The sequence below is a fragment of the Paraburkholderia sp. HC6.4b genome, from assembly GCF_014200875.1.
In the GTDB taxonomy this organism is placed as follows: domain Bacteria; phylum Pseudomonadota; class Gammaproteobacteria; order Burkholderiales; family Burkholderiaceae; genus Paraburkholderia; species Paraburkholderia tuberum.
The window spans coordinates 36,062-60,945 of record NZ_JACHDC010000007.1; the positions used below are offsets into that span (position 1 = coordinate 36,062).

Here is a 24,884-nt window from a genome sequence, read left to right on the forward strand (position 1 = left end):
AACCGCCCCGGCGGCTTTTTCATTTCTGGAGCCCGCCATGTCAGATGACACAAACCGCCTGGCCGGTGTCGCGTGGATATCGATGGACGGCCAGAACTACATGCTGTCCGGCGAACTGGCGTATTCGCCCGCCGACTACGAACGCGAGTCGATGGTCGGACAGGACCGCGTACACGGCTATGCGGAGAAGCCGCGCGCGCCGTTCATTTCCGCCACGCTGCGCGACGCGGGCACGCTGACAGTCAAGGACTTTAACGCGATGACCAATGTCACGGTCACGCTCGAACTGGCGAACGGCAAGACGGTCGTCGGCCGCAATATGTGGGCCACCGAAGCGCAGGAAGTGAGAACGCCGGAAGCGACGTTTGAAATCCGCTTCGAAGGCTTCTCCGGCAGCGTCACGGAGCAATAAGCGAACAGTAAGGAGCGCACCATGTACGAGGTCATTACGCTACTGAGCCCCATCGACGGGCTGACCGAGATTACGCTGCGCGAACCTACCGTCGATGAAATCGCGAAGGTCAACGACGACGCAGCGAAGTTCGGCAACGTGCGCGCCATGAAGAACCTGATTGCGACGATGGCGAAGATTGACGTGGCCACCGTGGGCCGCATGGGTGCGCGCGACTTCAACGCGTGCAACAAATACCTGTCCGGTTTTTTCGAGTAGTGCCCGCCAACGTGCGCGATATCGTGGCCGATGTGACGCACTTCTATGGATGGGGACCGCGCGACGCGGGCGGGCTGACGTGGACCGAGCTGGCGCAATGGCTCGCGCAGGCACGACGCATCCAGCACGCCGCCCAGCAGGCCGCAGAAAAGAGCCGCGTGAGGTGAAGCGATGGCAGCCCAGGCTATCCAGTTCACCATCTCGACCGTTGACAAGGCGACGAAGACAATCAACAAGGTCAACGATTCGATATCGAGGATGACGCGCCCGTATCAGAACCTTGCGCGCAGCGCGCAACGGTTTTCGCGTGCATCGGGGCTGACACAGGTCGGCCAGAAGCTGCATGTCGTCGCACAGAAGGCCGGCAGTGCGGCATCGAGCCTCACGCGCATGGGTGCGCCGCTGCTCGCGCTGGTCGGTGGCGGCACGCTCGCGGGTCTGACTGACCTCGTGGTGCAGTGGGAGCGCATGGGCGCGGAAACGGAGCGCACCGCGCGACTGCTCGGCATCACGGCGGGCGAACTGACGCAGATGCGCAGCGCCGCGCGGTTGATGGGCATCTCCGCCGACACGATGACATCGGGCTTTCGTGGCTTCGCGGACACCTTGCAGGATGCGCGCTGGGGCCGCAATCAGGCCGCCTTCGCGACCATCCAGGCGCTTGGCATCAACCTGCGCAAGACGGAGACCGGCGCAGTCGATACACAGGCCGCGCTTTATGATCTGGCCGACCGCATCCAGACAATCCAGAACACGGATCCGGCAGCGGCGCGCAATCTGGCGCGCTCGCTCGGCGTCGAGCAGCTTCTGCCGGTACTCGTTCGCGGGCGTCGGGGCATGCAGGCGTATGAGGCCGAAGCGCGGCGGCTACGCGGTGACTTTACCCCGCAGATGGCCGCGCGTGCGCAGGCGTTCGCCCTGTCGCTTGACCGGATGAGTACGGCAGCGGACGGCCTGAAGGCATCGATTGCGGACAGTCTCGCGCCAGTACTCGGCCCGATGATCGAGCGCTTCACCGAGTGGATCGCGAAGAACCGCGAACTGATCTCACAGCGCGTCGCGGAGCTGGTGGAGCGGATCGCGCGCTGGCTCGCTTCGGTCGATTGGGACAGGTTTGCGCAGGGCGTCACGGACGCGGTAACGGGCCTGATTGGCTTCGCGTCGTGTGTCAGTAGCGTGGTCGATGCAATCGGCGGCTGGAAGGTCGCCGCGTTCGCGGTCGCGACTTACATGGCGGGTGGTTTCGTCGCTTCGATTGCATCAGCAATCGGCAGCATCGGGATGCTTGGAGCGCAGGTGTTCATGCTGGTGCGCGCGTGGTCGGGTGCTGGCGCGACAGCGAGTACGGCCGCAGAAGCCATCGCGGGCGCGGGTGCCGCGGCTGGCGGTGGCACAGCCGGAGCGGGTGCAGCCGCAGCGGGAGCGGTCGCGGGCCGTGGTCTGCTCGCGCGCATGGCGGGCGGTCTGCTGCGCTTCGTCAACCCGGTGACCGTTGGCGCCTATCTCGGCCTGCATAGCGAACACCTCAACACGGGAGAAGATGAACAGCTAAAACGCATCCGTGATGCCGAAGCTGCGACGGGCGGCGTATGGCCCGGTGCGGCAAACGCCCAGTCCGCGCAGACGGCACCCCGCACCCCCGGTGCCAGAGGCGTCGGCGCAACCGTTACGCAGTGGGCCCAGAAGCTCAACTTCGCCGGTACGGAGGCGCGTTACGGTCTGCCTGCCGGTCTGCTCTCGGCCATGGCACAGAAGGAATCGAGCGGTAACGCCAGGGCGGTCAGTCCCGCAGGCGCACGCGGCCTGTTCCAGTTCATGCCTGCGACGGCGCGCGAATATGGCATCGACGCATTCAATCCGGCGCAGGCCGCCGATGCGGCGGCGCGCAAGATGTCCGGGCTGCTTACGCGCTACAAGGGCAACCTGACCTACGCGCTCTCGGCCTACAACTGGGGTGAGGGCAACCTGGACCAGCACGGGCTCGCGCGGGCACCCGCCGAAACGCGCAACTACGCACCGGGTGTACTCGCCAACATGCCGTCACTCGATCCGGGCGCTGAGCTCGCTTCGCTCAATGCACCCGGCGCGGCAGCGGGCATGCAGAATGCGCCCGCGCCTGTCGTTCATGTTGACAACCACGTCCACGTCGCGCGCGACGGCAGCGTGACCGTAAAGACCCGCACGCCGGCCGGCCTGAAGATCGCGCGGCCGATGGAAGGCATGGCGTAGCCAGCATGAGCCCGACCGACTTCCCGTTCTTCCGTGCCTTGCAGGTCGCCTCATGGCGCGGTGTGCCTTTCGCGGTGACGGGTTCGACGCTCAAGGTCGGACGCCGCAACGTCACGCACGAATATCCGTACCGGGATGAGGTCTGGGTCGAAGACCTCGGGCGCACAGGGCGGCGTATCAGTCTGAGTGGCTTTCTGCTTCAGGATGCCGCCTATCTGGGTACCCCCGGCGGCGGTGACGTGATCGCGCAGCGCGCGGCGATGATCCGCGTCTGCGAGCAGCCGGGCGACAGTGACAGCAGCGATGGCGAACTGGTGCATCCCTCGCTGGGACGGCTGAATGTCGCGCTGATTGACTTCGAGTGCGAAGAACGATCGGAACGCGGCCGGTATTTCGAACTGCGCTTCTCGTTCATCGAGTCGGGCGCACAGCAGTTTCCGACGCTGGCGATTGCCACGCAGGCGCAGACCGGCCTGTCAGCTGTCGCCGCATTCGCGGCCGTGGCGCAGGATTTCTTCAATACGGTTTCCGCCGTGCTGTCCGCGCCCGCCGTGGTCGGGGAAATCGAGCGTACCGCGCGAAATTTCGTCGTGGAGGCGCAGGCGATCACGCAGCGCGCGACGAGCCTGGTTGCGATGGTCGCGACGCTCAAGGGCCGGTATGGCCGGTTCGTGGGGCAGTTCACCGCCGCCGTGCGGCAGCCGTCAACAACGATTGCAGACCTGATTGGCGCGGGTGCGCAGGCCCGAACCGCCGTAGGCGTGGCAGGCGCAGCGCTGGCGACCTCCGCTGCCGTCTCCGACTGGCCCGGTATGTCCGGTGCTGCGCAGTCGCTGGTCGGGGCCGTGCAGAACGCCAACCCTGATCCGCATCAGGCGGTGCAGTCGCTGGTCGCGCTTCAGGCGTCGGTGAGCCCGCAGCAGCGCGCGACCGCCGCGCTCGCCGCGGCGAACCTGTTCACGACGCTCCTATACCGCCGTAACGCCGTTGTCGCGCTCGCGCAGAGCACGACCGGTTACGCGCTCGCGTCGATCGCGGACGCTGACACGTTGCGCTCGACGGTGTGCGATGCGCTCGATCTGGAAATCACCACGGCGGGCGACCTGGGCGACGACGCGACCTTTGAGGCACTGCGCGCGCTGGAAGTCGCCGTGGTACAGGACGTGACCACGCGCGGCGCATCGCTTGCCACCATGCAGACGGTGAATACGCCTGATCCGATGCCCCTGCTGGTGCTGGCGCAACGGCTCTATCAGGACGTGGCGCGATACGACACGCTGCTACAGCAGGCCGCACCGGTTCATCCGGCGTTCGCGCCAAAGAGTTTCCGTGCTTCGCTTGACTAGACGCTTCTCCAAATGGAGTGCTCTAGAAACGACACCATTCGTCGAAGGACAGGAATCCTTCGAGACGCGCAGCATTATCGACAAAAAGCGCCCAGAATATTGGTGGTTCCTTGGGGGCCAGCACGCGGCGGAAATGATCGTCTTTAACGAATAAATCAAGCCTTGGAAAGCCGAAATCGGTGACAAGTTCTCGTGTTTCGCCTGGAAGAATTCGAAGACTCTGATTCTGGCTTCGAGTCGGCACTCTTTCGGAACTGTACTCCGTTCGCACAAAGTAGCATTCGTGGCGATAGAACGTGCTCGTGGCAATACTGTCAAGGTCACCGCCGCTCCGAGCTAGCTCGAAAATAGGCACGTCGATGTGAAGACACCAGTGATGAGCCGTCATGTTCCCTTCGTTTATTAGCGTTGGCGCCAACTGATAGTGATGCAAGTCCTGGTTTTGCACGACACGCTTAAGGTCGATTTGAGTCATTAGTTTCGGGCACGTTCTTCGGTTCATGACATCGCGAATCGCAAAGTCATACATCGGCTCCGAAATTGCTCCGACGCGGTGGTAATACTTGTGATCGAGCCGATTTTGGTGAGCCGTATCAGCTTGTTCGATTCGAATTACGAACAAACGCCCCGAGTTTCCGTTCGCGATTTCGCTAACATGAAAATTCTTGAAGACGGGGTCTGTGTTTGATTTAATGATTGCAGTAATCTGATCGACAGATATTTTTCCATTTGTAACTGGCTCAAAATCTGTCGCAATGTTGCGCTGGGCTGTCTTCGATTCGGCTACGCCAACAAGAATCGTCCCACCACCTGAATTGGCAAACGCCGTCACATCCTTGACCAGTTCACGTCGAGTATCGCTCGAAAGAGAATTGAAGACGAGTCCCGATTTGAATTCAAGTGATATCGACTCTTCTGCTTCATTGAACAACTCTTTTACTTCTTCCAACGTCTCGTACATATATGGTCATCCCTATTTTTTGATTGGACGGGTTTGCTTGAAATGCTGAAGCCTAGACAATCTATCACGTGTGGCCTCTGTTTTTTTGAGATGGCCGGATCATGTCCGATGACGTATTACTGACCGTCAACGCCTCTACCGTATCCGGCTGGAAAAGCGTACGCATTACACGCGGCATGGAGCGTATCCCGGCTGATTTTGATATCTCGATGACCGAGCGCTTTCCGGACACGACCAGCGTTGTGGTCATGGAGGGCGATCCATGCATTGTGAAGATCGGCGCGGACCCGGTCATTACCGGCTACGTTGACCGTGTAGCGGAGTCCGTCAGCGCCACCATGCATACGCTGTCGATATCGGGGCGCGGCAAGTGCGAAGACCTCGTGGATTGCGCCGCGCAGTTCGATTCGTTCCAGTTCGTGAACATGGCGACCGCCGATATCGCGGCGCAGCTCGCGCAGCCGTTCGGAATCCATGTCAAGGCGCTCACGCCCGGCATGCTGCACCCTCAGGTCTGCCTGAATGTCGGTGAATCGCCTTACTCGGTGATCGACCGTCTGTGCAAGCTCGCCCAGGTGCTGTGCTATGAAGATGCGGACGGCGACCTCGTTATCGGACCGCTTGCGACGCTTGAAGCGGCGGGCGGCTTCGCGATGGGCGTCAATGTTGAACAGGCGAGCTATACGCGCGATATCTCGCAGCGCTTCAGCGAATACCGGGTCTATCTGGTCGGCACCGGCATTTTCACGGATGCGGGTCAGCAGCCGCTTGACGAGTACACCGTGATGGATGACACGATGCCGCGTTTCCGGCCCAAGGCGTTCATCGCGCAGAACGGGGACGCGGGCGCGGACGTGTCGAACGCCCACGCGCTATGGGAATGCAACCGGCGCATCGGGCGCGGCAACGTAGTGAGCATCACGGCCACGTCATGGCGCGACAGCGACGGCGTGCTATACATGCCGAACACACTGGCGGCCCTGTCGCTGCCACAACTGAAGGTGATTGACGGCGCGAAGTGGACCATTGGCGAAGTGACCTATCGGCGCGATACGAGCGGGACCGGCTGTGAACTTACGCTGATGCCACCTGAAGCGTTCCGGCCTGAACCAATCCTCTATTACCTGTTACCGCAGGACGCAGCCGCAATGGCGCGAGGCTAGTGCCGCAGGGATACCCGCAGTGGAACACCTGTTCTGGAGTCTCGTTCGCTCACTCGGACGCGGGCGGCTGACGCGCGTCGATGATGGCGGCGCGGCCCAGCTCGTGCAGATGCAGCTATCCTCAGGCGAGACACGCGACCGCACGCCGCGACTCGCGGAATACGGCTTTCAGTCCAATCCGCCAGCAGGGAGCGATGCGCTCGCGGTGTTTCTCGGTGGCGACCGTACAAACGGCGTTGTCATCGCGTGCGGTAACCAGCAATACCGCTTCCGCAATCTCGCACCGGGCGAGGTCTGCATCAGTGATGACAAGGGGCAATCCGTCTATCTGTCCGCTGCCGGAATCGTCGTCAACGGCGGCGGGCAACCTGTCACGATCACCAATACACCGCAGATCACGGCCGATTCGCCGCTGTTCCGCTGCACGGGAAATATCGTGGGCGACGGCGATATCACCTGTGCGGGCGACATGCGCGACAACAGCGCGACCAACCCGCACACCGCCGCCAACTCGCGCATCGTCTACAACTCGCACCATCACCCGGTCCCCGAAGTGCAGGGCGGCGGCGATACGGTAACGAGCGATCCACCTGTACCGCAGCTTTGATCTACTCGCCGTGAGCGATATCTCGACCGTCTGGAATGTCCCGGACATGCGCGGCGACTGGCTGCTTGCGGGCGCGTCCCTGCGATCCGGCGACGATTTACAGACCGCCGTGCTTATCAGCCTCTTTAGCGACCGGCTCGCATTGCCGAGCGACGAAACACCGGACGGCGACCGTCGCGGCTGGTGGGGTGATTCAGGAGACACGCCCGCCGACTATCCGATTGGCTCGCGCCTGTGGCTGCTCTCGCGCGTCAAGGGACCGCGCGACGTGGCGCAGCGCGCCGGCGACTACGCGAGCGAGGCGCTGCAATGGATGCTCGATGACGGCGTGGTGGCGCGCTTCGACGTTACGCCGCAGTGGGTTACACCGAGCCGGCTCGATCTGGCGATTGTCGCGGACCGCCGCGACGGCACGCGCGTCGCGATGAGCTTCCCCAGGGTGTGGACGGAACCTAGCCCCGACCGGTAGTCCCTTTCTTAAGGCGCATGCCTTTCTCACGACCGACGCTGACGGCCCTGCGCAATCAGGTTGCGCAGGAACTGAATGCGAACCTGCCGGGTGCCGATGCCCTGTTGCGCTTCTCGAATCTGCGCGTGCTCGGCGACGTTCAGGCCGGGCTCGCACACATGCAGTACGGGTATCTCGACTGGATCGCATTGCAGGCTACGCCGTTCACCGCGACGGATGAATTTCTGGAAGCGTGGGGCGCACTCAAGGGCGTACTGCGCAAGGGCGCGGCGCAGTCCTCGGGCTTCGTCACGTTCACCGGCTCCGAAGGCGTAGCCATCGATGCAGGAACGGCGCTCAAGCGTAGCGACGGGCTCCCATACACCGTCACCGCATCGGCCGCCGTCGAAGGCGGTAGGGTCACGGTTGCCGCGACCGCGAATCCCGATCCCGAAGGACTCGCGGGCGCGAATGGAGATTGTGCTGCGGGCACACAGTTCACGCTTGCCAGCGCGATTCCGGGTATCGATTCGACTGGCGTTGCCGCAACGGCATTCCGAGGCGGCGCGGACATTGAATCGAACGATGCCTACCGTGCGCGTGTCCTGTTCGTCTACCAGAACCCGCCGCAGGGCGGCGCGGCGAGCGATTATGTCGCATGGGCGCTTGCCGTTCCGGGCGTCACGCGGGCGTGGTGCGCGGGGACCGGCTACGGCCCTGGTACGGTGATTGTGTTCGTGATGCTCGATGAGGCGAACGCGCAGCATGACGGCTTCCCGCAGGGAACAGACGGTGTCGCCTCAGCCGAGACACGCGACACGCCCGCGACTGGCGACCAGCTCACCGTCGCGAACGCCATCTATCCGCTCCGGCCGGTGACGGCGCTCGTGTATGTCGTCGCGCCAGTGCCGTATCCGGTCGATATCAGCATACGGGGCGTCGCGCCCGGCAGGCAGGACGAAGCGCTCGCGGCCATAGACGCCCTGATGAAAAGCGAGGGCGAACCGGGCGGATTCCTGATTCTCGCGCACCTGTGGTCCGCCATTGCCGCCGTCTCGGGCATCAATGACTTTCTTATCCTGTCGCCGGTTGACGATGTGATGCTGCCGGCCGGTACGCTCGCGGTGCCCGGTGAGGTTACGTGGTCGTAGCTGGCATGATCCCGGGGCGCTACAGCCGCGCGGACTACGCAGGCGTGTTGCGGCGACTGCTGCCGCGTGGACGTGTCTGGACGCGCGAGGACAGCGGCACGCAGGCCGCCGTCCTCGATGCGCTCGCGAACACACCCGCGACGCTTGACAGTAACGCACTGACGCTGATCGCGGGATCGTTCCCGGCGACAGCGGACGCGCTGCTGCCGGAATGGAACGCTTCGCTGGCTCTGCCTGATCCGTGCTTCGGGCCGTTCGACTCGGACGACGAGAACCGGCTACAGATCGTCGCCCGCCTGATCGGCACAGGCGGCCAGTCCATCGCGTACTTCGTCTCGCTCGCCGCGACGCTCGGCTACACGATCACGATTACGGAATTTGCCGTTCACCATGTCATGCGCACCGTCACCGCACCGCTTGCCGATACCGACTGGGCGCATGGCTGGCTGGTCGATGTCATCAGCGCGCCGCCGCCTCGGTGGAACACGGTTGCCGACACCGTAGACAATCCCCTCTCCGATTGGGGTACGTCGCCGACGCTGACGATGATCGAATGTCTGCTGCGTCGCTACGCGCCCGCACAGTCGGTTGTGGCGTTCTCCCATCACTGAGAGGGAATCAACGTGGATCGCTATTGGGAAGCGAATAGCGCCGCTCAGGCGCCAGCCGTGCCCGTTGATAACGCGGGCGGCTTTCCGACAGACGGCAGTCTGCCTGCGGCAATCGCGCCGACGACGCCAGGTGCGTGGTGGTTTCATTCGATCACCGAGGAACTACGCCATGCCATCGTGGCGCTCGGCGCGTCGCCGGACTATACGCAGGTCGATCAACTCGCGCAGGCGCTGCTCGCGGCGCTCGCGCATCTCGCCGTATCGATCCGCTATGAAGACGTCATCGGCACGCCTGTACCGCTCGGATTTACGCCTGTCGAGCAGGGCGGCGGCGTGAGCCAGGGCGTGAACAAGGTACATATCGGATGGCGAACCAACGGGAGCGGGCTGGGTGTGACAGTTGACCAGACCGACGAGGGCAACGTGGTCTTCGAGGCTGAACTGCAGGGCACCGTCAATAACCTGCAGAACAACATCAACAACGTGAACAACGCGGTGAACGATCTGCGGGGCCAGGTGGGCGGCGCATGGACACCGGCCAACCTGCAACCGCTCAGCGGAAATGGAATCGGGTGGGTAGCGTTCATTGTGCGTGCAGGCGATAGCAGCCAGTCCGCGCCGGAAGGCACGGTCGCAGCGCTGCCGGGGCGCCCCGGAACGTGGCTTAGCAGCGGCAATGCGTCCGCTGCATCCGATTATTGGGGCGTCTGGACGAGGATTGCGTGATGGACATTATTGCTGTCAGGAATCCCGCATGGGCCGACGCGGAACACACCGGCATTCGTTGCGAGGTCCACTTCGAGCGCTTCGACTACTTCCTGCCGTTTATCGCCATGCCCGACGATCCGCACGAGCACGGCCGCGGCATATACGAGGCGTGCCTCGCGGGGGACTTCGGCGATATCGCTGACTTTGTACCGGGCGACGGGGAATGATATGGACCGTTATTGGCAGGCTAATGCGGTCGGGGACGCGCCCGAAATACCCGCTGATAATCCGGCGGGCTTTCCGGCCAATGGCAATCCGGCTGCGGGCATTACCGGCACCGTGCCTGGCGAATGGTGGTACCACGCGATTACCGAAGAATTGCGCAACGCGATCGTCGCGCTCGGCGTATCACCGGACTACACCCAGACGGACCAGCTTGCGAACGCGATCACCGCAGCCGCCTATGCCGCAGGCGTTTCGCTGGAGACGTTTGGCGCCGCCGGTGATGGCGTGACGCCCGATGACGATGCGATAGCCAGGGCGGTGGCAACGGGCAGGCCGATCATTACACGCACGAATGCCGTTTATCTGATGCGTCAGACTGCTGTCGTTGAGGGAGGTGTCTTCATCCTGCGCGGTCATGGAACGTTCAGGCTGACGGATAACCAGATCGTCAATACGGACGACGATGAAACCCATTTCACGCCACTTTTCCGGTTGCAGGGTATGTCATGGATTGATATCAGTGAATGCACCTTCGATGGCAACCGTGAGGGTCAGGTCTATCCGGCGACAGCAAGCCGGCCAGGACGCGGCAGCAATCCGTTCCGCCATAACGGGCTTGTCGAAGTCTGTCCGGATGCAACCGGCACCCGGCCATCACAGCACGTATATGTGCACAATTCGGCCTTCCTGAATGCCTACCTCAATGGGCTGGTGTTATGGCAGGTTCGCGATGCGTGGATTGCGGGCAATACGTTTCGCGACAGCACATGGAACGGCGCCTGCGGTGCCGGTCTGCGCAATGTCCAGTTCTTCCGGAACAATGGCTACCGGTGCGGCGATACGTCGATGTTCGGCTCGATGCAGCAGACCGGCGACCGCGCGCTGATCCAGGTGCGGGAATTCGCGAACACCTTTACCACGGACTCCGAGGGTATTCCTTGCATGACCTCGGGGGAGTTTGCTCATGGCGGCATCAACCGCTTTGTGGGTTTCACGGAAAACTACGGTGAAGAATGCGGCGTCGAGACAATTTTCGGGCGCGCCATCATGGGCCTCTCGGGGGGCAGCAACCGTTCATACAACGTAGGCTATGGACGCGACACGAACGGGCCGTTCTATCCGGCGCATATCTGGTTTGAAATCTGTGAAGGCCACAACCGGGGCAATATCGGTTATCAGGATCGTGTACGGCCGGGTGACGCGCAGCCCGACGGTATGGTGGCCTATGCGATGACGGGCGACGCATCGGCGCTCTTTCCCTTTGTCGGCAATTACACGCTCGACGTGCGCGGAGCCCGGATGACTTCGGCAAAAGATGCGAACGGGCAACCCGTGCCGGGGCTGCTGAATCGCGGTCTGCGGATTTCATCGAACGTCAGTGCCGACTTCTCGTTCATCGATGGTACGGATCAGGATGGCATCTACGGCACGAATTTCAACAGCTTCGAGCTTCCGCCCGTGTGCATCCATGACTCGTCAGCGAACAGCTGCACCATTATCCACACCAACCAGAATCAGGACCTCGCCGTGGCAGGCGGCCCGATCCAGCTTGCCCGGTATGGACCGGATACGGGTGGCGTGCCGACGAACATTTTTGCCCTGAACTGCACGGTCGATGGGGGAAAGCCCGTCATCGTGTTCAATGGCAACCTGAACAACGTGGCGTTTCCGCCCGTGAACGTGACCTTCTCGGACGGACCGGGCAATGTGAACGCCACGTCGGACATGGTTTTTCACAGCCAGGATGCGACCTTCTACCGACAGGTAAGAAACACCTATATCGGTGCCAATGCGGTCGCGGGCTTCCAGGCGCAATCGAATGGCGGTAACCAGCTCCTTGCCGGCACGACCAGCAGCCTCTATTCCGGCGCGCTCGGCGTACCGTTGTCGGCCTTCGTGCATGCCAGTGGCGCGAACACGGGCGGCCTGTTCGTGACGGCTTCCGGCGGGCCGCTCATCATGCGTCCAGGTGGCTCGCGCGCCATGACGCTGTTCGCGTCCGGACATGTCCGCATCGGCTCGAATGCGACCGATGACGGCAACGCGTTGCAGATGGAGGGCGCAATTGGCCTGCGCGCCTACACCGTTGCCACGCTGCCCGTCTCGCCCTCGGGTATTCCATTCGCCTACGCCAGCGACGGCCGCAAGGTCGGACAGGCAGCAGGCGCAGGAACGGGCGTTCCCGTCTATTACTCCGGTGGTCAATGGCGGGTGTTTTCAACGGATGCGCCTGTGCAGACGTGAATCCGCAGTCGCACCGGCCGGTTCAATCCTGATCGCGATTCCGGGGAATGTCATGGGTATCCAGACCGTCCTGAGAGCGGCGCTGTGCGCGCTGGTCGCCTGCCTGCTTGCATCCTGCACGGTGATTTACATCGAAGGCAACGCAAACACTGTGAGCGGCATTGAAGGTCATACGGGCACGGTGAAAGTCCCATCGAGCCTTCGCGACAGCGCACAATCCCAATAATCGCGAATTCTCCAGCATCCGCTTATAATCGGAATGCCGTCGAGACAATGACGGCCGGGTTTGGAAGCCCGCTAGTTCTGACCGCACAGCCTGCCTCGGCAGGTCGTGCGCTTGCTTCTGCACGCCTATGGGCGGGCCGTGGCGAGGGAGCCGCTCGGCTCGCCGGTTCGTCAGAACTCCGGTCTTCCAACCTTGTCATCGTGCCCGCTCACCACCTCCCTATGTGTCCGGGCGATCCTTCACGATAACCAGGACCGCGCATGACCAAACCCACCAGAAAGCAGCAATCTCCCACCCGTCCCCCCGTAGACGCTCTCCAGTATGAGCGCCTCGCGCTTGCCGCCTTCCATCTTTGCGACCGGCAGGGGCAGCAACTCCGCCATCTGATTACACTTGCGACTTCGATGTTCAGGAGTCCTGCTGTGACTGTCGAGGAAAGACACGAACACCGCAACCTGCTGGAGCTGATGATCCAGATCGGCGAGAACTACCACGCGACCAACCGCTGCGATCAGGAACTGTTCACGGTGCTTGCACTCGACGCCAAGGGGCTTCCTAACCGCCAACTGACACCTGCGGACGCGGCAGCGATTCTCGCTGACGCTGCGCAGGGCGCGAACGGGAAACTGGCGGCTATAGACGCCTCATGGACAAAGCACTAACCGGCGTCGATCACTTACGGAGAAGGCGGCTCAATGCCGCCTTTTTTCTGGGTGTCGATGCAGAACCATGCATCATGAATCGATTGCATCGTGCATCTGTTAACGATTGTTAATTCTAGGTTATCTCGATTTAATTTCGTTGACCGGCTGAAATTTAAATGGTCAGTTAACAGATTTGGCAGCTATAACGCTGCGTCGCTGGCCTTTTCAGGGAGCAGGGAGTGGCAGAGTTTGATCCGTTAAGCCGGGGTATCACGGGGCGCCAGGCGTGCCACCTGTCAGTGCCAGGCACAGACAGCGCGTCAGCCTTATCGGTCGTTTCGTTCACGGCCACCGAGACGATGGGCGAACCCAACGTCGTCCATATCGAGTTGACCCACCCGCAGCAACTGCTGCGCTCGGACTATCTCAACCTCGACGCGGTGTTCACCATCGTGGCCGTGGACGGGACCGTACGGAAGTTCTCGGGCTATATCGAGCGCTTCTCGACCATTCAGACAACGAAGGATTTTACGAAGTATGCGATCACGCTGAGGTCGCACTTCGGGCGGCTCGCCGCCGTCACGAACACTCAGCCGTACCAGCACCTCACGACACCGCAGATCATCCAGGCGATCCTGCGCCGGCACGGTATCCCGGATCACCTGGTGGCGTTCCGTCTGCGCCGCCAGTATCCGGTTCATGCGTGGCGCTTCCAGTACCAGGTGAATGATCTGGCCTATGTCCAGATGCTGATGCAGAAGGCCGGCATCTACAGCTACATCATGGAAACGGAACATGGCGACATGACCGTTTTTGCCGATGACATCGACCACTACCTCTACGACGAGCCGCAACGCATTGTGCCTTACCGCGAGTCGGCGGGACTCGAAGCGGACGGGGTGGAAGCCGTCACGGCCATCAGGACCCATACCGTGACGGTGCCGCAATCGTTCATCGTGGCGGACTACAACCCGGACGCCGCCTGGGAGCGTTTGCGCGACACGGCGAATGTCGCGCCTGCCGATCCGACCACCTACGGCCAGCCCTACCTCTATGGCACGAACCACCTCGACCAGGCGGGCGCGAAGTGGGAGGCGCAGCTCCGCCACGAAGCGGCCATCGCCCGCCAGGTCGTGTACGAGGGCGAGAGCAATGTGCTGGCGTTGCAGTGCGCGAGCGTACTCGAAACGGATATCGTGCTGCCCGATGCGCCCAAAGGTCAGGTCGTGATCGGGGTCACGCACAGCGGCGCGCGCGACGCGTCTTACACCAACAGCTACAAGGCGATCCCTGCCGACCGGCGTTTCCGGCTGGAACTGAAGCCCGAAACCTGGGCAAAAATTCCGGGCACGCTCTCCGCTCGCATTTGCAGTCCGGACAAGTACACCTATGGCTACCTGAGCGCGGCGGGCTACTACGTGGTTCGGCTCGATGCCGACTTTGGCACCTGGCCCAAGGGCGGCGAGAGCGTGCCGTTGCGCCTGGCCAAGCCGTTCGCGGGCAAGCTTCAGACTGGCATGCATTTCGTCGCGCTGGACAATGACGAGGCGGTCATTTCCTTCCGGGACGGCGACCCGGACAAGCCTGAGATTGTCGCGTTTCATCACCACAGCCAGGCACGCGACCTGGTGACGAACGACCGTCGCTGGCTCTCGCGCAACATGATCCGTACGCAGAAGAACAACAAGCTGCGCATGGAGGATTGGGAGGGCCAGGAAGGCGTCAAGCTCAGCACCGAACACTCGGGCAAGTCGCAACTGAATCTCGGCTACCTCGTCAATAACAAGCTCGAATACCGGGGCGAAGGGCATGAGCTTCGCACATCCGGTTACGGGGTGAATCGCGCGGGTAAGGGCATGATGGTCACGGCGTATGACCGTCCCGGCGCCACTGGCAAGCAGCTCGACATGCAGGAGACCATTGCGCAGCTTGAAAGCGCGCTGGCGACCGCGAAGGCGCTCGCCGCGTCCGCCAGCAGCGCGAAGGCGGAGCCTGCCGACACCGACGCGCAGCAGCAGATCAAGGACGATCTGGACGGCCTGAAAAAGCCGGGGCTGCTGATGAGCACCCCCGCCTCGGCGGCGCTTGTCGCGGGCGGCGGCGTGCAGTTCGCGGCGCAGGACAGCATCTCGACTGTTGCCGGGAAGAACGCGGACTGGAGCGTGCTGAAACGGTTCACGGTCGCGGCGGGTGAAAGGATTTCGCTGTTCGCGCAGAAGTTCGGCATCAGGATTTTTGCGGCCAAAGGTCCGGTTGACTTTCAGGCCCAGAGTGGTCCGATGTCGCTCACTGCGGACAAGGACGTAACAGTTGCGAGCGTCAACGGGAAGGTCACTCTTTCCGCAGCGAAGGAAATTATCCTTGAATCGGGCGGCGCGTTTATCCACATGAAGGACGGGAGCATCACGCTTGGCGGTCCGTTTGACCTGTTCATCAAGACCATTACGGTCCAAAAGCAGGGCAAGGCATCGATGCGCATTCCCGCCTCGCTTCCACCTGTGCCGATTGAGCAGGACCCTGGCGCGTTATACATGCAGACGTTTGATGTCAATACGGTGGCCGCAAACCAGGGGGACGGACTGGCCGTCGATAGCCGGCCGTACCGGGTCTATCTGCCAGACGGCACGATCCAGCAGCAAGGCGTGTTGGTCGAAGGTTCAACGTTTAGCGTCAGCACGACGGAACCGGTCAAGGTCAGGTGTGAAATTGGAGCCGGGGATTGGAGGGTGGTCGAAGACGACTATGACCATGAAGAACCTGAAAACGATCCGGCGCAGGTTTGATATCTACCTTTTCTTTTAAAGTGACTTGTCAAGGCGAATAAATGGCACATCCGCATCACGCTCCCGCTTCTGCCCCTGCTAAGGCTGCACCGTCGCCCTTTGTGGAAGTGACAATCGTGTTCAGGGATACCCTGCAAAAGCCGATTGAAGGCCTCTCGGTACTGGTTAAGGCAGGCGCGGGCGCACCGCAAGCGCCTGAATGGAAATGTGGACAGGACAGTGACGATCCGCCAGCCGTGAATCCGGCATCTGCACCGGGTGGAGCATCTGCAGCGGGGCCAGCGTCGGCCTCTGGTGGAGCATCGGCTTCGGCGCCAACGGTAAGCAACAGGACGGAAGTGGTTACAGACGCTAACGGATATGCCGTCACAATCCAGAACGCCGCGCGTAACCAGCCGATTGCTGTCTGGGTAAAGAACCGGAGTGGGAAGTACGTGTTGAAGGCGACAGTGACGCCAAAAAAGGATATCAGCGCGTTCACCATTGTCAGTCCCGAGTATCACCTGGAAGCGACGACGAAGCTGACGCCGAAGGATGAACTTGAGCAGGAGCTGGATTTACCTGTTGTGAAAGAAGGCGAGGTCATGACCATCGAACGCCTGGTTAAGGATTTTGGCCCATACATTGGCTGGTCGCAGAAGGTTACAGAGCAGGGGCAGGTCAAAAAAGATTTTCCGACGCGCAAGAAGGAGGTGACGGAAGATGAACGGACCCACAAGAAGAAACCCAATATCACAATCGAACATCACTACAAGGTAGTGGACAATGGGAAGCCACGGACAATTGTGTTGAATGTCCTTGGTTCGCGTCTGAATTATCCGAAACCTGAGACGTTCTCAGAGGACCAGTACACGTATATGGCGGCGCAGCTCGGCGTGGAGGTCGCGGCTATCAAGGCGATTGTCCAGCAGGAATCGCAGGGGCATCCGTTTCTGAAGAACGGACTTCCTCCCATTCTGTACGAGAGGCGGCATTTTTTTGATCTCGCAGTAGAGAAGCAGTCTGTTGCCGAAAAGGAATCGAACACCAATGTAAAAGGAGCTAAGGCACCGCCTAAAAAGAAGGCGCGGCCGAAGAATCCGTATCCCGCTTATCCAGATTTATGCTTTAAAGGTGCAGATGATTATGGTCCGGATGGTCTGCATCAATACGAGAAGCTTGTGCGTGCGGCAGCGTTGGATTTCGAAATTGCGTTGAAAGCCTGTTCTTGGGGCGGCTTTCAAATACTCGGGGAATATTATGCAGGTTGTGACTGTTCTACGGTGTTCGAATTCGCCAACAAATTCATGTCGGGCACGGACGGACAGGCGAAAATTTTTGTTTCTTTTATGAAAAATATGAAGGCGGTTGCGGTTGTTGGCCTAAAAAACCATGATTGGGAAAAAGTGGCCGCTGGATATAATGGCAAAAATTGGCAAACCCACAATCCCGATTATGCCAGTAATTTGGGCAAATTTTATGATCAATTTAAGTAAGTTCCTTATAGGTGTGGCGATCATACTGGGGGGGGCTGCACCTGGATTTGCGGGTGAGGCAATCCTATTTGATGATCCAAGCTTGGTTGGGTATCGTGAAGGTGGGCGTATTTATGGATTTTACGATGCGGAGAACGAAAAATTTTCATGTTCGTTTCTTTTCTTCCAAGATGATAAAGGGAGTCATTCCTTGGACATTGACGGATACACAGATACAAAATTACTAACATTCGTTCCGGGTAATGGTTCCTTCAAATTTTCAAATAGAGATAAATCGTTCGACATAAGAGGGGATTTATATCGAAACGGAAATGAGTGGGTTATTAAAACATCAAGTGGCCAAGCTGGTTGTGAAAATGCAACGGGCGGATTTATTTTTGATCTTGGGAGTATGGAGGCGGCTAAGTATTATGCAGTAAAGAAAATTCCCGCAATTGGTATTCGCCTTGTAAATGGCAAGTCATCTCTATATGATTATCGTGATGGGAAATTTCTCGCCAAAAAAAGTTATCTGACGAAGTGGAACGTGGTTGTTATTCTAGAGACACATAACCAGTTTTCGTTGGTCCGCTTTGCTGATCCAAGATTGAACGTTGAATCCTACGGACGTGTGACAACCGGGTGGGTTCATACCTCTGATCTTGTTAACCCGTTCCCGCCAGCGAGCAAACCATGATCGATCTCATCCGTCTCGGTGACACCACCGACATAACAAAGCCGAGAAGAGTGTCGATGCTGAGGGGGCAGTGAATGGGCGCATTCCGCACGCGGGACCCGGTTGCCTACGTGATCATGTTCGAGAAGGACGACGGCACGCGCACCTACCACGGCAGTTCGATGTACGACGGAAAAGCGGCGCTGCGTTATTACATGACGCCTTTCGATGCGCTGATCGATGTATCCCGCAATCCGGCAGCGTTCGTGGAGCCGGGGGAATCAGCCCGCGTGTATCCGGTCGATGCGCTCAGGCCGGGGACAGTGACGACGCCAGGCAATCAGCCGATGGTCGCCTGCGTCCATCTCGCGTGGCGCGCGCGTTCGGGAAGGGTGCTGATTCGCCCGGACGGTTCGCCCGATGCGGTCCTGTCCACGACTCCCGAACTGGAGTCTGGTAATACCGTGCTGGAACTGCCCGCTGTGCTTGCCCGTGTGGTTGACGAAGTTCATGAGCGGGCGGGGCTGTATGCGTGGAGGGAAACCGCGCGGACTTTCGACACGTGGCGCGGGTATGAGCTACGGGCGTTGGCAGAACAGGCATGGCAAAGCGTGCCGGTGATGGACTCGGATGGTCCCGAGCCAGATTTCGACCAGTTCGCCGTGTATGACCCGGAGGCGAGGCAGTGGCACTTCGTGTCCGCGCTTGACGTGATGGCGCACTGCCTGCCGTCCTGACCCGTTACGCTGCCTCGGGCAGCGCGGGCGCTTCCTCGGGGCCGAGGTCGTAGACCCCGTTGAAATTCGGCATTGAATCCCTCGCTGCAAAAAGCAATATCGATCTGTGTCACTTCGCGCGTGTTCATGCGCGTGCCTCACTGCCGGTGATGTACTGCACCACATTCACGGCCTTGCCGTGGCCGTGCAAATCTTCGAGCCACGTAGTGCATTCATCGAGTGAGCCCGTAAAGCCCAGTTCCTGCGCCACCAGCCACGCCGCGTACCCATTGGGCAAACGGCCCTCACGCTGCACGCTCATGCTCATGTGCCGCGCGGTGCCATGTGGCTGATTTGTCTCGACGCTGAACGTGACAAGATAGGCCGCAGGTATCGCAATCGTTTGCCCCGTCATGCGATCACGATGCGCGGCCTTGCCCTCGGGTGTGAGCAGCAGATCGGGCAGCGTGCGCATATCGACCGGGCGCGCATTGGCGAGCAGGCGGATGCGCTGCAGCTCGGTGCGCTCGTGCTCACCGATGAACAAGGGTGTGCCTGGCATAAGTGTTCATGGCCTGAGTGCCGATGGTGGTGTCTCCATGTCATTATTAACCTCTTCGAGCAGCATCAGGGCAAAGCATCAGTTTAAGTTGTAAATGTTTCGCCCAAGCGATCAAGTACTACCGCGAAGGCTATTCCGCCGCGATTGCGGTCGTGCTGTTCGCGATCATGCTCGTCTATATCGTGTTCCATCTGCGCCGCATGTTGCGCGAGGAACGCTGATTCTCTGAACCTCAGGAGTACCCGGTCATGTATCCGCTTCCCGTCGAACGCTGGAAACCGCTGAATCGCACGCTTTACAAGGCCTCGCTGCCGCTGGCGCTGTTTATCTGGCTGCTGCCGATGCTCGCCGTGCTGCTGACCTCGATCCGCTCGACGGACGAGTTGTCGCAAGGCGACTACTGGACGTGGCCGAAACACTTCGCGTTGCTCGAGAACTACGGCACCGCGCTCACGCAAACGCCGATGCTGCATTACTTCGCCAATAGCGTGCTGATCACGGTGCCGTCGGTGATCGGCGCGATCGTGCTCGCGTCGATGGCGGGCTTCGCATTGGCGACGTATCGCTTTCCGGGCAACACGGCCGTGCTGTTCGCGTTCGTCGCCGGCAATTTCGTGCCGATCCAGATCCTGATGATTCCAGTGCGCGACATGGCGCTGAAGTTCGGCCTGTTCAACACCGTGTGGGCGCTGGTGATCTTTCATGTGTCGTTTCAGACCGGCTTCTGCACCTTGTTTCTGCGCAACTTCATCAAGCAACTGCCGTTCGAGATGATCGAGGCCGCGCGCGTCGAAGGCGCGGGCGAGTGGACGATCTATCTGCGCATCGTGCTGCCGCTGATCCGCCCCGCGCTCGCCGCGCTCGCGATCCTCGTGTTCACGTTCGTGTGGAACGACTACTTCTGGGCGCTGTGCCTCACGCAAGGCGACGACGCCGCGCCGATCACGGTGGGCGTCGCCGCGCTGAAAGGGCAGTGGACGACCGCGTGGAACCTCGTCGCGGCGGGCTCGGTGCTGGCCGCGTTGCCCTCGGTGCTGATGTTCTTCGGCATGCAAAGGCACTTCGTCGCCGGACTGACCTTCGGGGCGAGCAAGGGATAAAGGGCGCTTGAAACACGATTGAAACGACGGCTCGACGTCAACTCACCACGAGACTTTCACATGCAACTTGGTGTCTGCTACTACCCGGAACAATGGCCGCGCGCGATGTGGGCCGACGACGCGCAACGTATGGTCGAACTCGGCATCACGCATGTGCGGATCGCTGAATTCGCGTGGAGCCGTATGGAGCCGCGCGCCGGCGAATTCGACTGGCAATGGCTCGACGAAGCGGTCGAAACGCTCGCGAAAGCGGGCCTGAAACTCGTGCTCGGCACGCCGACCGCTTCGCCGCCGAAGTGGCTCGTCGACGCCCACCCGGACGTGTTGCCGGTGCGCGCGGACGGCGCGCGCTGGAGTTTCGGCTCGCGGCGTCACTACGATATTTCGAGCGACACGTACCGGCGCGAATGCGTGCGCATCGTCACCGCCATGGCGAAGCGCTATGGCCGGCATCCGTCGATCGTCGCATGGCAGACCGATAACGAACTCGGCTGCCACGACACGGTGCCGAGCTATTCGGCCGCGGCGTTGCAGCGCTTTCACGCGTGGCTGCAGCGGCGCTACGCAACGATCGGCGCGTTGAACGACGCGTGGGGCAACGTGTTCTGGAGCATGGCGTACCCGTCGTTCGACGCGATCGGGCTGCCGACGCTGACACCCACCGACGCCAATCCGATCCATCTGCTCGACTTCCGCCGCTTCATGTCCGACGAGGTGGCGAGCTTCCATCGCGAGCAGATCGAGGTGTTGCGCGAGCATGCGCCGAACGCGGATCTGCTGCACAACTTCATGGGCTTTTTCACGACCTTCGATCACTATCGCTTCGCCGCCGACAACGCGATCGACGTCGCCGCATGGGACAGCTATCCGATTGCGCGCACTGAGTCAATCGCGTTGCCGCAGGAGCAGAAGGCGCGCTTCGCGCGTACCGGACATCCCGATGTGTCCGCGTTCGATCACGACCGCTACCGGGGCATTGGCGGCGGGCGCTTCTGGGTGATGGAGCAGCAGGCCGGTCCGGTGAACTGGGCGTCGTGCAATCCGATTCCGGCGCCGGGCATGGTGCGGCTATGGGCGTACGAGGCGTTCGCGCATGGCGCGGAGCTGGTGTCGTATTTCCGTTGGCGTCAGTGCCCGTATGCGCAGGAGCAGATGCATTCCGGGCTCAATCTGCCGAACGACGAACTGTCGCCGGGCGGTCTCGAGGTGCAACGGGCCGCGCGTGAGATCGCGGGCAGTACGGCGCTGTCGACGCTCGCCGCGCCCGCGCGCGCGGCCACCGCGCTGGTATTCGACTACGAGACGCAGTGGATGTTCGAAATCCAACGTCACGGCAAGGGCTTCGACTACCAGACGCTCGCGTTCGACTACTACGAGTCGCTGCGCGAACTCGGGCTCGATGTCGATATCGTGTCGAGCCGGGCAGATCTTTCGCGCTACCAGCTAGTCGTGTTGCCGAGTCTCGCGGTGATCGACGCCGCGCTCGTCGAGCAGATCGCGCGTTCGAACGCGCAATGGGTGTTCGGCCCACGCAGCGGCTCGAAAACCGACGCGTTCGCGATTCCCGGCAATCTGCCGCCCGGCGCGTTGCAGCGCGCGCTGCCGATCCAGGTGCTCGAAGTCGAAACGCTGCGCTCGACGCTGGCGCCCGCGCTGTCGATCGACGGCACCGAGGGTTACGCGCTGCACTGGCGCGAGCATGTGCGCGCCAATGGCGAGACACGCATTGCCGCGCGCTTCGACGATGCCTGGCCCGCGCTGCTGACGCACGGCAACGTGCGCTATGTGGCCGGCTGGCTGTCGCATGAACTGCATCGCACGCTGTTGCGGCAGGCGGCGCGCGATGCGGGCCTCGATACGCAGATACTCGCCGATGGACTGAGGCTGCGCCGCCGCGGCGGCTTGACCTTCGCATTCAATTTCGGCGCGCAACCGGTGCAGGCGCCAGCACCGCGCAATGCGACGTTCGTGCTCGGCGAGCCGCGCCTGAATACCGGCGACGTCTGCGCGTGGAAAGACGCGTGACGTGGTGTGGTTGTCACGTCACGGCAGGAAGTCAACCGAGTGGATTCCGACGCCGAACGTCGGGTGGAAAGTCGGCGCCGGCGACCAGTGGGACAACAACACGCTGTTCGATTTCCACGGCAACGCACTGTCGTCGCTGGATGCGTTCCGGCGGCGCTAGCGCATCGCGGGTGACACGCCGGCATCACTGTGCCGGCGATGCCTGCCCCTTGTGCTGGTTCACACACTCCGACGTGATCGCCATGCTCGCCTGATCGGGCGTCATGTGTGGCGCGTCGGGGCTGTAGATCTTTTCGATGATCGCGTCGACGGCCGCGCGGTCGGACGGGTCTTTGTAGTAGTGGGCGGCCTGCTCGAGCGCCTGAGCTTTGGTCTTTTTGTGTGCGCGCCACGACGCGACCTGGCCGGCGATATCGCCGAGCGCGAAACATTGATCGCTGACGGTCTGCGCGACGGCCTGAGCGGCCGGCTGCGCGATGCACAGCGCGACGAGCGCGGATACGACTACGCGTTTCATTACTGGAGTCCTGACATGAGACGGCGGCGGCGCGGCAGCGGCGGTGATCGCCGCGCCTGGCCGCGCGCGGAAAAATTGTTGCGTAGTGTATCGGGAAGTAGGCCGGGGCGCTTTTCGCCGCCGTGGATCGCAATGCCGCAGGCGAACGGGCGTGACGTCGATGCATCACAGCGGCAGCGGCCGATCCTTTAGCCAGGTTTCAGGCGCGGCGATGGTTCTGATTGCCGTGCTGCTGTGTGTCGAGCAACTGCTCGCGTTCAGGTAAGCGAGAGATTCCAGGCGTTCAGCGAAATAAAAAGCCGCCCTGCGATTCGCAGGGCGGCTTCTGGGTCACCACTCGATCGAACCGTCACCGGTCCGCCGGCGCGCACATTTCATTGCAGGCTCAATGGCCGAACGACTCCGTCTTCGACGCACCCGCTTCCGCCGCCTGCGGCCGTGCCGCCTGCTTGATCAGCAGCGCGACGCACGATAGCAGACCCGCCACCGCGATCGTCGCGAAGATGCCGCCGAACGAGAAGTGGCGGCGCGCCAGCTCGGCTACGAGGAACGAACCCGCAATGCCGCCGAAGCGGCCGACGCCAAGCATCCACGCGACGCCCGTGCCGCGGCCCACGGTCGGGTAGAACGCGGCGGCGAGCGCCGGCATCGACGATTGCGCGGTGTTCATCAGCACGCCGGCGATGAACACGATCAGCACGAGCGCGCCGACGTTGCCGGCCGCCTGACCGATGAAGTACACGCTGACGGCGGTTAGTGCATAGCACACCGCAATGACGCGGTTCGCGTTGAAGCGGTCCATCAGCACGCCGGCCAGTACCGCGCCGACGCCGCCGAGCGGGAACAGCGCGGAGATCAGCGTCGCGCGTTGCGGCGTGAGGCCGGCGTCCTTCAGCAGGATCGGCATCCAGTTGATCGATGCGTAGAAGATCACGAGGCCCATGAAGTACGCGACCCACAGCATCACCGAACCGACGATGTACGAGCGCGACAGCACGACGCCGAGACCCTTGCCGCCGGTTTGCGGCGCGGTTTCGGTCATCGTGAAACCGGCGGCCTGCACCGCGTCGCCGGAAATGCGCGCGAGAGCCGCGCGAATCCGCTCGGCCGGCTTGTTATTCGCGACCATGTAGCGGACCGACTCCGGCATCTTCGCGAGCACCAGCAGCAACAGCAGCAGCGGCGTGACGCCGCCGAGGATCAGCACACTGCGCCAGCCCAGATGCGGAATCATCCACGCGGCGAGGAAGCCGCCGAACGCGGCGCCGAGCGGGAAGCCACAGAACATCAGGTTGATCATGGTGGCGCGGCGGTTGTCCGGGCAGTACTCGCCCATCATCGTGACCGCGTTCGGCATCGCGGCGCCGAGGCCGACGCCGGTGACGAAGCGCAGCACGGTCAGTTGGTCGATGCCGGTCGAGAACGCCGACGCGAGGCAGGCGACGCCGAACAGCAGCACCGAGCCGACCAGCATCGAGCGACGCCCGAGGCGGTCGGACAACGGACCCGAGCCGAGCGCGCCGCACGCGAGGCCGAACAGCGCGGCGCTCAGCACCGGCGCGAGCGCGGGCTTGTCGATACCCCATTCGGTGATCAGTGAAGGCGCGATGAAGCCGATTGCAGCAGTGTCAAAACCGTCCAGCAGGACGATGATGAAGCACATGAAAAAGATCAGCCATTGGAACGGCGAAAACGGATGCTCGTTGATGAAGGTTTGAACGTTCACAGCGGGGCTGCGGTTCATGATGGTCTCCTGGCAGCGAAAGGCCCGACACGACGAGCTATTCTTCTCTAAGACTGTACGCCGTCTGGCAACGG

At 61.6% G+C, this 24,884-nt stretch carries 25 protein-coding genes and 2 pseudogenes; 23 read left to right on the forward strand and 4 right to left on the reverse strand.

Translation table 11 applies throughout. The features are described 5' to 3' along the window. The first annotated feature begins 37 nt into the window (after positions 1–37). The 5 genes from HDG34_RS12400 to HDG34_RS12420 are packed head-to-tail and all read left to right on the forward strand — an operon-like array spanning position 38 to position 4,245. Positions 38–412, forward strand: a complete 375-nt coding sequence (locus HDG34_RS12400) for a phage tail tube protein (RefSeq protein WP_184060404.1) — start codon at positions 38–40, stop codon at positions 410–412. 21 nt (positions 413–433) lie between these two features. Then, entirely contained in the window at positions 434–670 is a 237-nt protein-coding gene (locus HDG34_RS12405) for a phage tail assembly protein (RefSeq protein ID WP_184060406.1), read from the forward strand. After that, positions 670–837, forward strand: coding sequence for a GpE family phage tail protein (locus HDG34_RS12410; RefSeq protein WP_184060408.1), 168 nt, complete (start codon positions 670–672; stop codon positions 835–837). Before HDG34_RS12405 ends, HDG34_RS12410 begins: the two co-directional genes overlap by 1 nt. Positions 838–841: 4 nt before the next feature. Beyond that, positions 842–2,899: a lytic transglycosylase domain-containing protein gene (locus tag HDG34_RS12415; RefSeq protein WP_184060410.1), complete on the forward strand. Its 2,058-nt coding sequence runs from the start codon at positions 842–844 to the stop codon at positions 2,897–2,899. Between the two features lie 5 nt (positions 2,900–2,904). Beyond that, the gene (locus HDG34_RS12420) at positions 2,905–4,245 is read left to right on the forward strand and encodes a DNA circularization protein (RefSeq protein WP_184060412.1); all 1,341 of its coding nucleotides are present in this window, start codon (positions 2,905–2,907) and stop codon (positions 4,243–4,245) included. Between the two features lie 22 nt (positions 4,246–4,267). Here HDG34_RS12420 and HDG34_RS12425 read toward each other — a convergent pair whose 3' ends face one another. Then, entirely contained in the window at positions 4,268–5,206 is a 939-nt protein-coding gene (locus HDG34_RS12425) for a helix-turn-helix domain-containing protein (protein WP_184060414.1), read from the reverse strand. Positions 5,207–5,307: 101 nt separating this feature from the next. On the opposite strand from HDG34_RS12425, the gene HDG34_RS12430 reads away from it, so the two are divergent. The 14 genes from HDG34_RS12430 (at position 5,308) to HDG34_RS12495 (ending at position 18,883) form a co-directional block, all read left to right on the forward strand. Beyond that, positions 5,308–6,369, forward strand: coding sequence for a phage baseplate assembly protein (locus HDG34_RS12430; protein WP_184060416.1), 1,062 nt, complete (start codon positions 5,308–5,310; stop codon positions 6,367–6,369). Between the two features lie 19 nt (positions 6,370–6,388). Then, positions 6,389–6,976, forward strand: a complete 588-nt coding sequence (locus HDG34_RS12435; protein WP_311734756.1) for a phage baseplate assembly protein V — start codon at positions 6,389–6,391, stop codon at positions 6,974–6,976. A gap of 10 nt (positions 6,977–6,986) precedes the next feature. Beyond that, positions 6,987–7,445, forward strand: coding sequence for a phage GP46 family protein (locus HDG34_RS12440; protein ID WP_184060418.1), 459 nt, complete (start codon positions 6,987–6,989; stop codon positions 7,443–7,445). Between the two features lie 17 nt (positions 7,446–7,462). Further along, complete coding sequence (locus tag HDG34_RS12445; protein ID WP_184060420.1) at positions 7,463–8,575, forward strand: baseplate J/gp47 family protein; 1,113 nt, start codon at positions 7,463–7,465, stop codon at positions 8,573–8,575. Further along, a complete protein-coding gene (locus HDG34_RS12450; protein WP_184060422.1) occupies positions 8,566–9,186 on the forward strand; it encodes a YmfQ family protein in 621 nt (206 codons plus the stop codon). The genes HDG34_RS12445 and HDG34_RS12450 overlap by 10 nt, the downstream gene beginning before the upstream one ends. Positions 9,187–9,198: 12 nt before the next feature. Next, the gene (locus tag HDG34_RS12455) at positions 9,199–9,912 is read left to right on the forward strand and encodes a hypothetical protein (RefSeq protein ID WP_184060424.1); all 714 of its coding nucleotides are present in this window, start codon (positions 9,199–9,201) and stop codon (positions 9,910–9,912) included. Beyond that, positions 9,912–10,121, forward strand: coding sequence for a hypothetical protein (locus HDG34_RS12460; RefSeq protein WP_184060426.1), 210 nt, complete (start codon positions 9,912–9,914; stop codon positions 10,119–10,121). Before HDG34_RS12455 ends, HDG34_RS12460 begins: the two co-directional genes overlap by 1 nt. Before the next feature lies 1 nt (position 10,122). Then, complete coding sequence (locus HDG34_RS12465; protein ID WP_184060428.1) at positions 10,123–12,363, forward strand: hypothetical protein; 2,241 nt, start codon at positions 10,123–10,125, stop codon at positions 12,361–12,363. A gap of 52 nt (positions 12,364–12,415) precedes the next feature. Next, positions 12,416–12,589 (forward strand): hypothetical protein, encoded by a 174-nt coding sequence (locus HDG34_RS12470; RefSeq protein WP_184060430.1) that lies wholly within the window; start codon positions 12,416–12,418, stop codon positions 12,587–12,589. A gap of 260 nt (positions 12,590–12,849) precedes the next feature. Further along, positions 12,850–13,251: a hypothetical protein gene (locus tag HDG34_RS39070; protein ID WP_260321140.1), complete on the forward strand. Its 402-nt coding sequence runs from the start codon at positions 12,850–12,852 to the stop codon at positions 13,249–13,251. Positions 13,252–13,592: 341 nt separating this feature from the next. Beyond that, the gene (locus HDG34_RS12480) at positions 13,593–16,016 is read left to right on the forward strand and encodes a type VI secretion system tip protein VgrG (protein ID WP_221309119.1); all 2,424 of its coding nucleotides are present in this window, start codon (positions 13,593–13,595) and stop codon (positions 16,014–16,016) included. Positions 16,017–16,057: 41 nt separating this feature from the next. Further along, on the forward strand, positions 16,058–17,491 hold the full coding sequence (locus HDG34_RS12485; RefSeq protein WP_184060432.1) for an N-acetylmuramidase family protein: 1,434 nt from the start codon (positions 16,058–16,060) through the stop codon (positions 17,489–17,491). Further along, on the forward strand, positions 17,475–18,167 hold the full coding sequence (locus tag HDG34_RS12490; RefSeq protein ID WP_184060434.1) for a hypothetical protein: 693 nt from the start codon (positions 17,475–17,477) through the stop codon (positions 18,165–18,167). Before HDG34_RS12485 ends, HDG34_RS12490 begins: the two co-directional genes overlap by 17 nt. Before the next feature lie 116 nt (positions 18,168–18,283). Next, the gene (locus tag HDG34_RS12495; protein WP_260321162.1) at positions 18,284–18,883 is read left to right on the forward strand and encodes a hypothetical protein; all 600 of its coding nucleotides are present in this window, start codon (positions 18,284–18,286) and stop codon (positions 18,881–18,883) included. A gap of 124 nt (positions 18,884–19,007) precedes the next feature. On the opposite strand, the gene HDG34_RS12500 is transcribed toward HDG34_RS12495, so the two are convergent. Beyond that, entirely contained in the window at positions 19,008–19,424 is a 417-nt protein-coding gene (locus HDG34_RS12500; protein WP_184060438.1) for a hypothetical protein, read from the reverse strand. 101 nt (positions 19,425–19,525) lie between these two features. Here HDG34_RS12500 and HDG34_RS39075 point away from each other — a divergent pair. From HDG34_RS39075 to HDG34_RS12515, 4 genes and pseudogenes are all read left to right on the forward strand, one after another. After that, a pseudogene (locus HDG34_RS39075) lies at positions 19,526–19,645 on the forward strand (sugar ABC transporter permease); the annotation flags it as partial. A 27-nt stretch (positions 19,646–19,672) separates the two neighbouring features. Then, entirely contained in the window at positions 19,673–20,524 is an 852-nt protein-coding gene (locus tag HDG34_RS12505) for a carbohydrate ABC transporter permease (protein WP_018424689.1), read from the forward strand. 60 nt (positions 20,525–20,584) lie between these two features. Next, entirely contained in the window at positions 20,585–22,549 is a 1,965-nt protein-coding gene (locus tag HDG34_RS12510; protein WP_184060440.1) for a beta-galactosidase, read from the forward strand. 37 nt (positions 22,550–22,586) lie between these two features. Continuing rightward, positions 22,587–22,709, forward strand: a pseudogene (locus tag HDG34_RS12515) (glycosyl hydrolase 53 family protein); the annotation flags it as partial. A gap of 24 nt (positions 22,710–22,733) precedes the next feature. Here the strand turns inward: HDG34_RS12515 and HDG34_RS12520 are convergent. Together HDG34_RS12520 and HDG34_RS12530 are read right to left on the reverse strand one after the other, a co-directional pair. After that, positions 22,734–23,066, reverse strand: a complete 333-nt coding sequence (locus HDG34_RS12520) for a hypothetical protein (RefSeq protein WP_184039654.1) — start codon at positions 23,064–23,066, stop codon at positions 22,734–22,736. Positions 23,067–23,451: 385 nt separating this feature from the next. Beyond that, positions 23,452–24,810 carry an MFS transporter gene (locus tag HDG34_RS12530; protein ID WP_184039656.1) on the reverse strand — a complete coding sequence of 453 codons (1,359 nt, stop codon included), beginning with the start codon at positions 24,808–24,810 and terminating at the stop codon, positions 23,452–23,454. Positions 24,811–24,884: the final 74 nt, after the last annotated feature.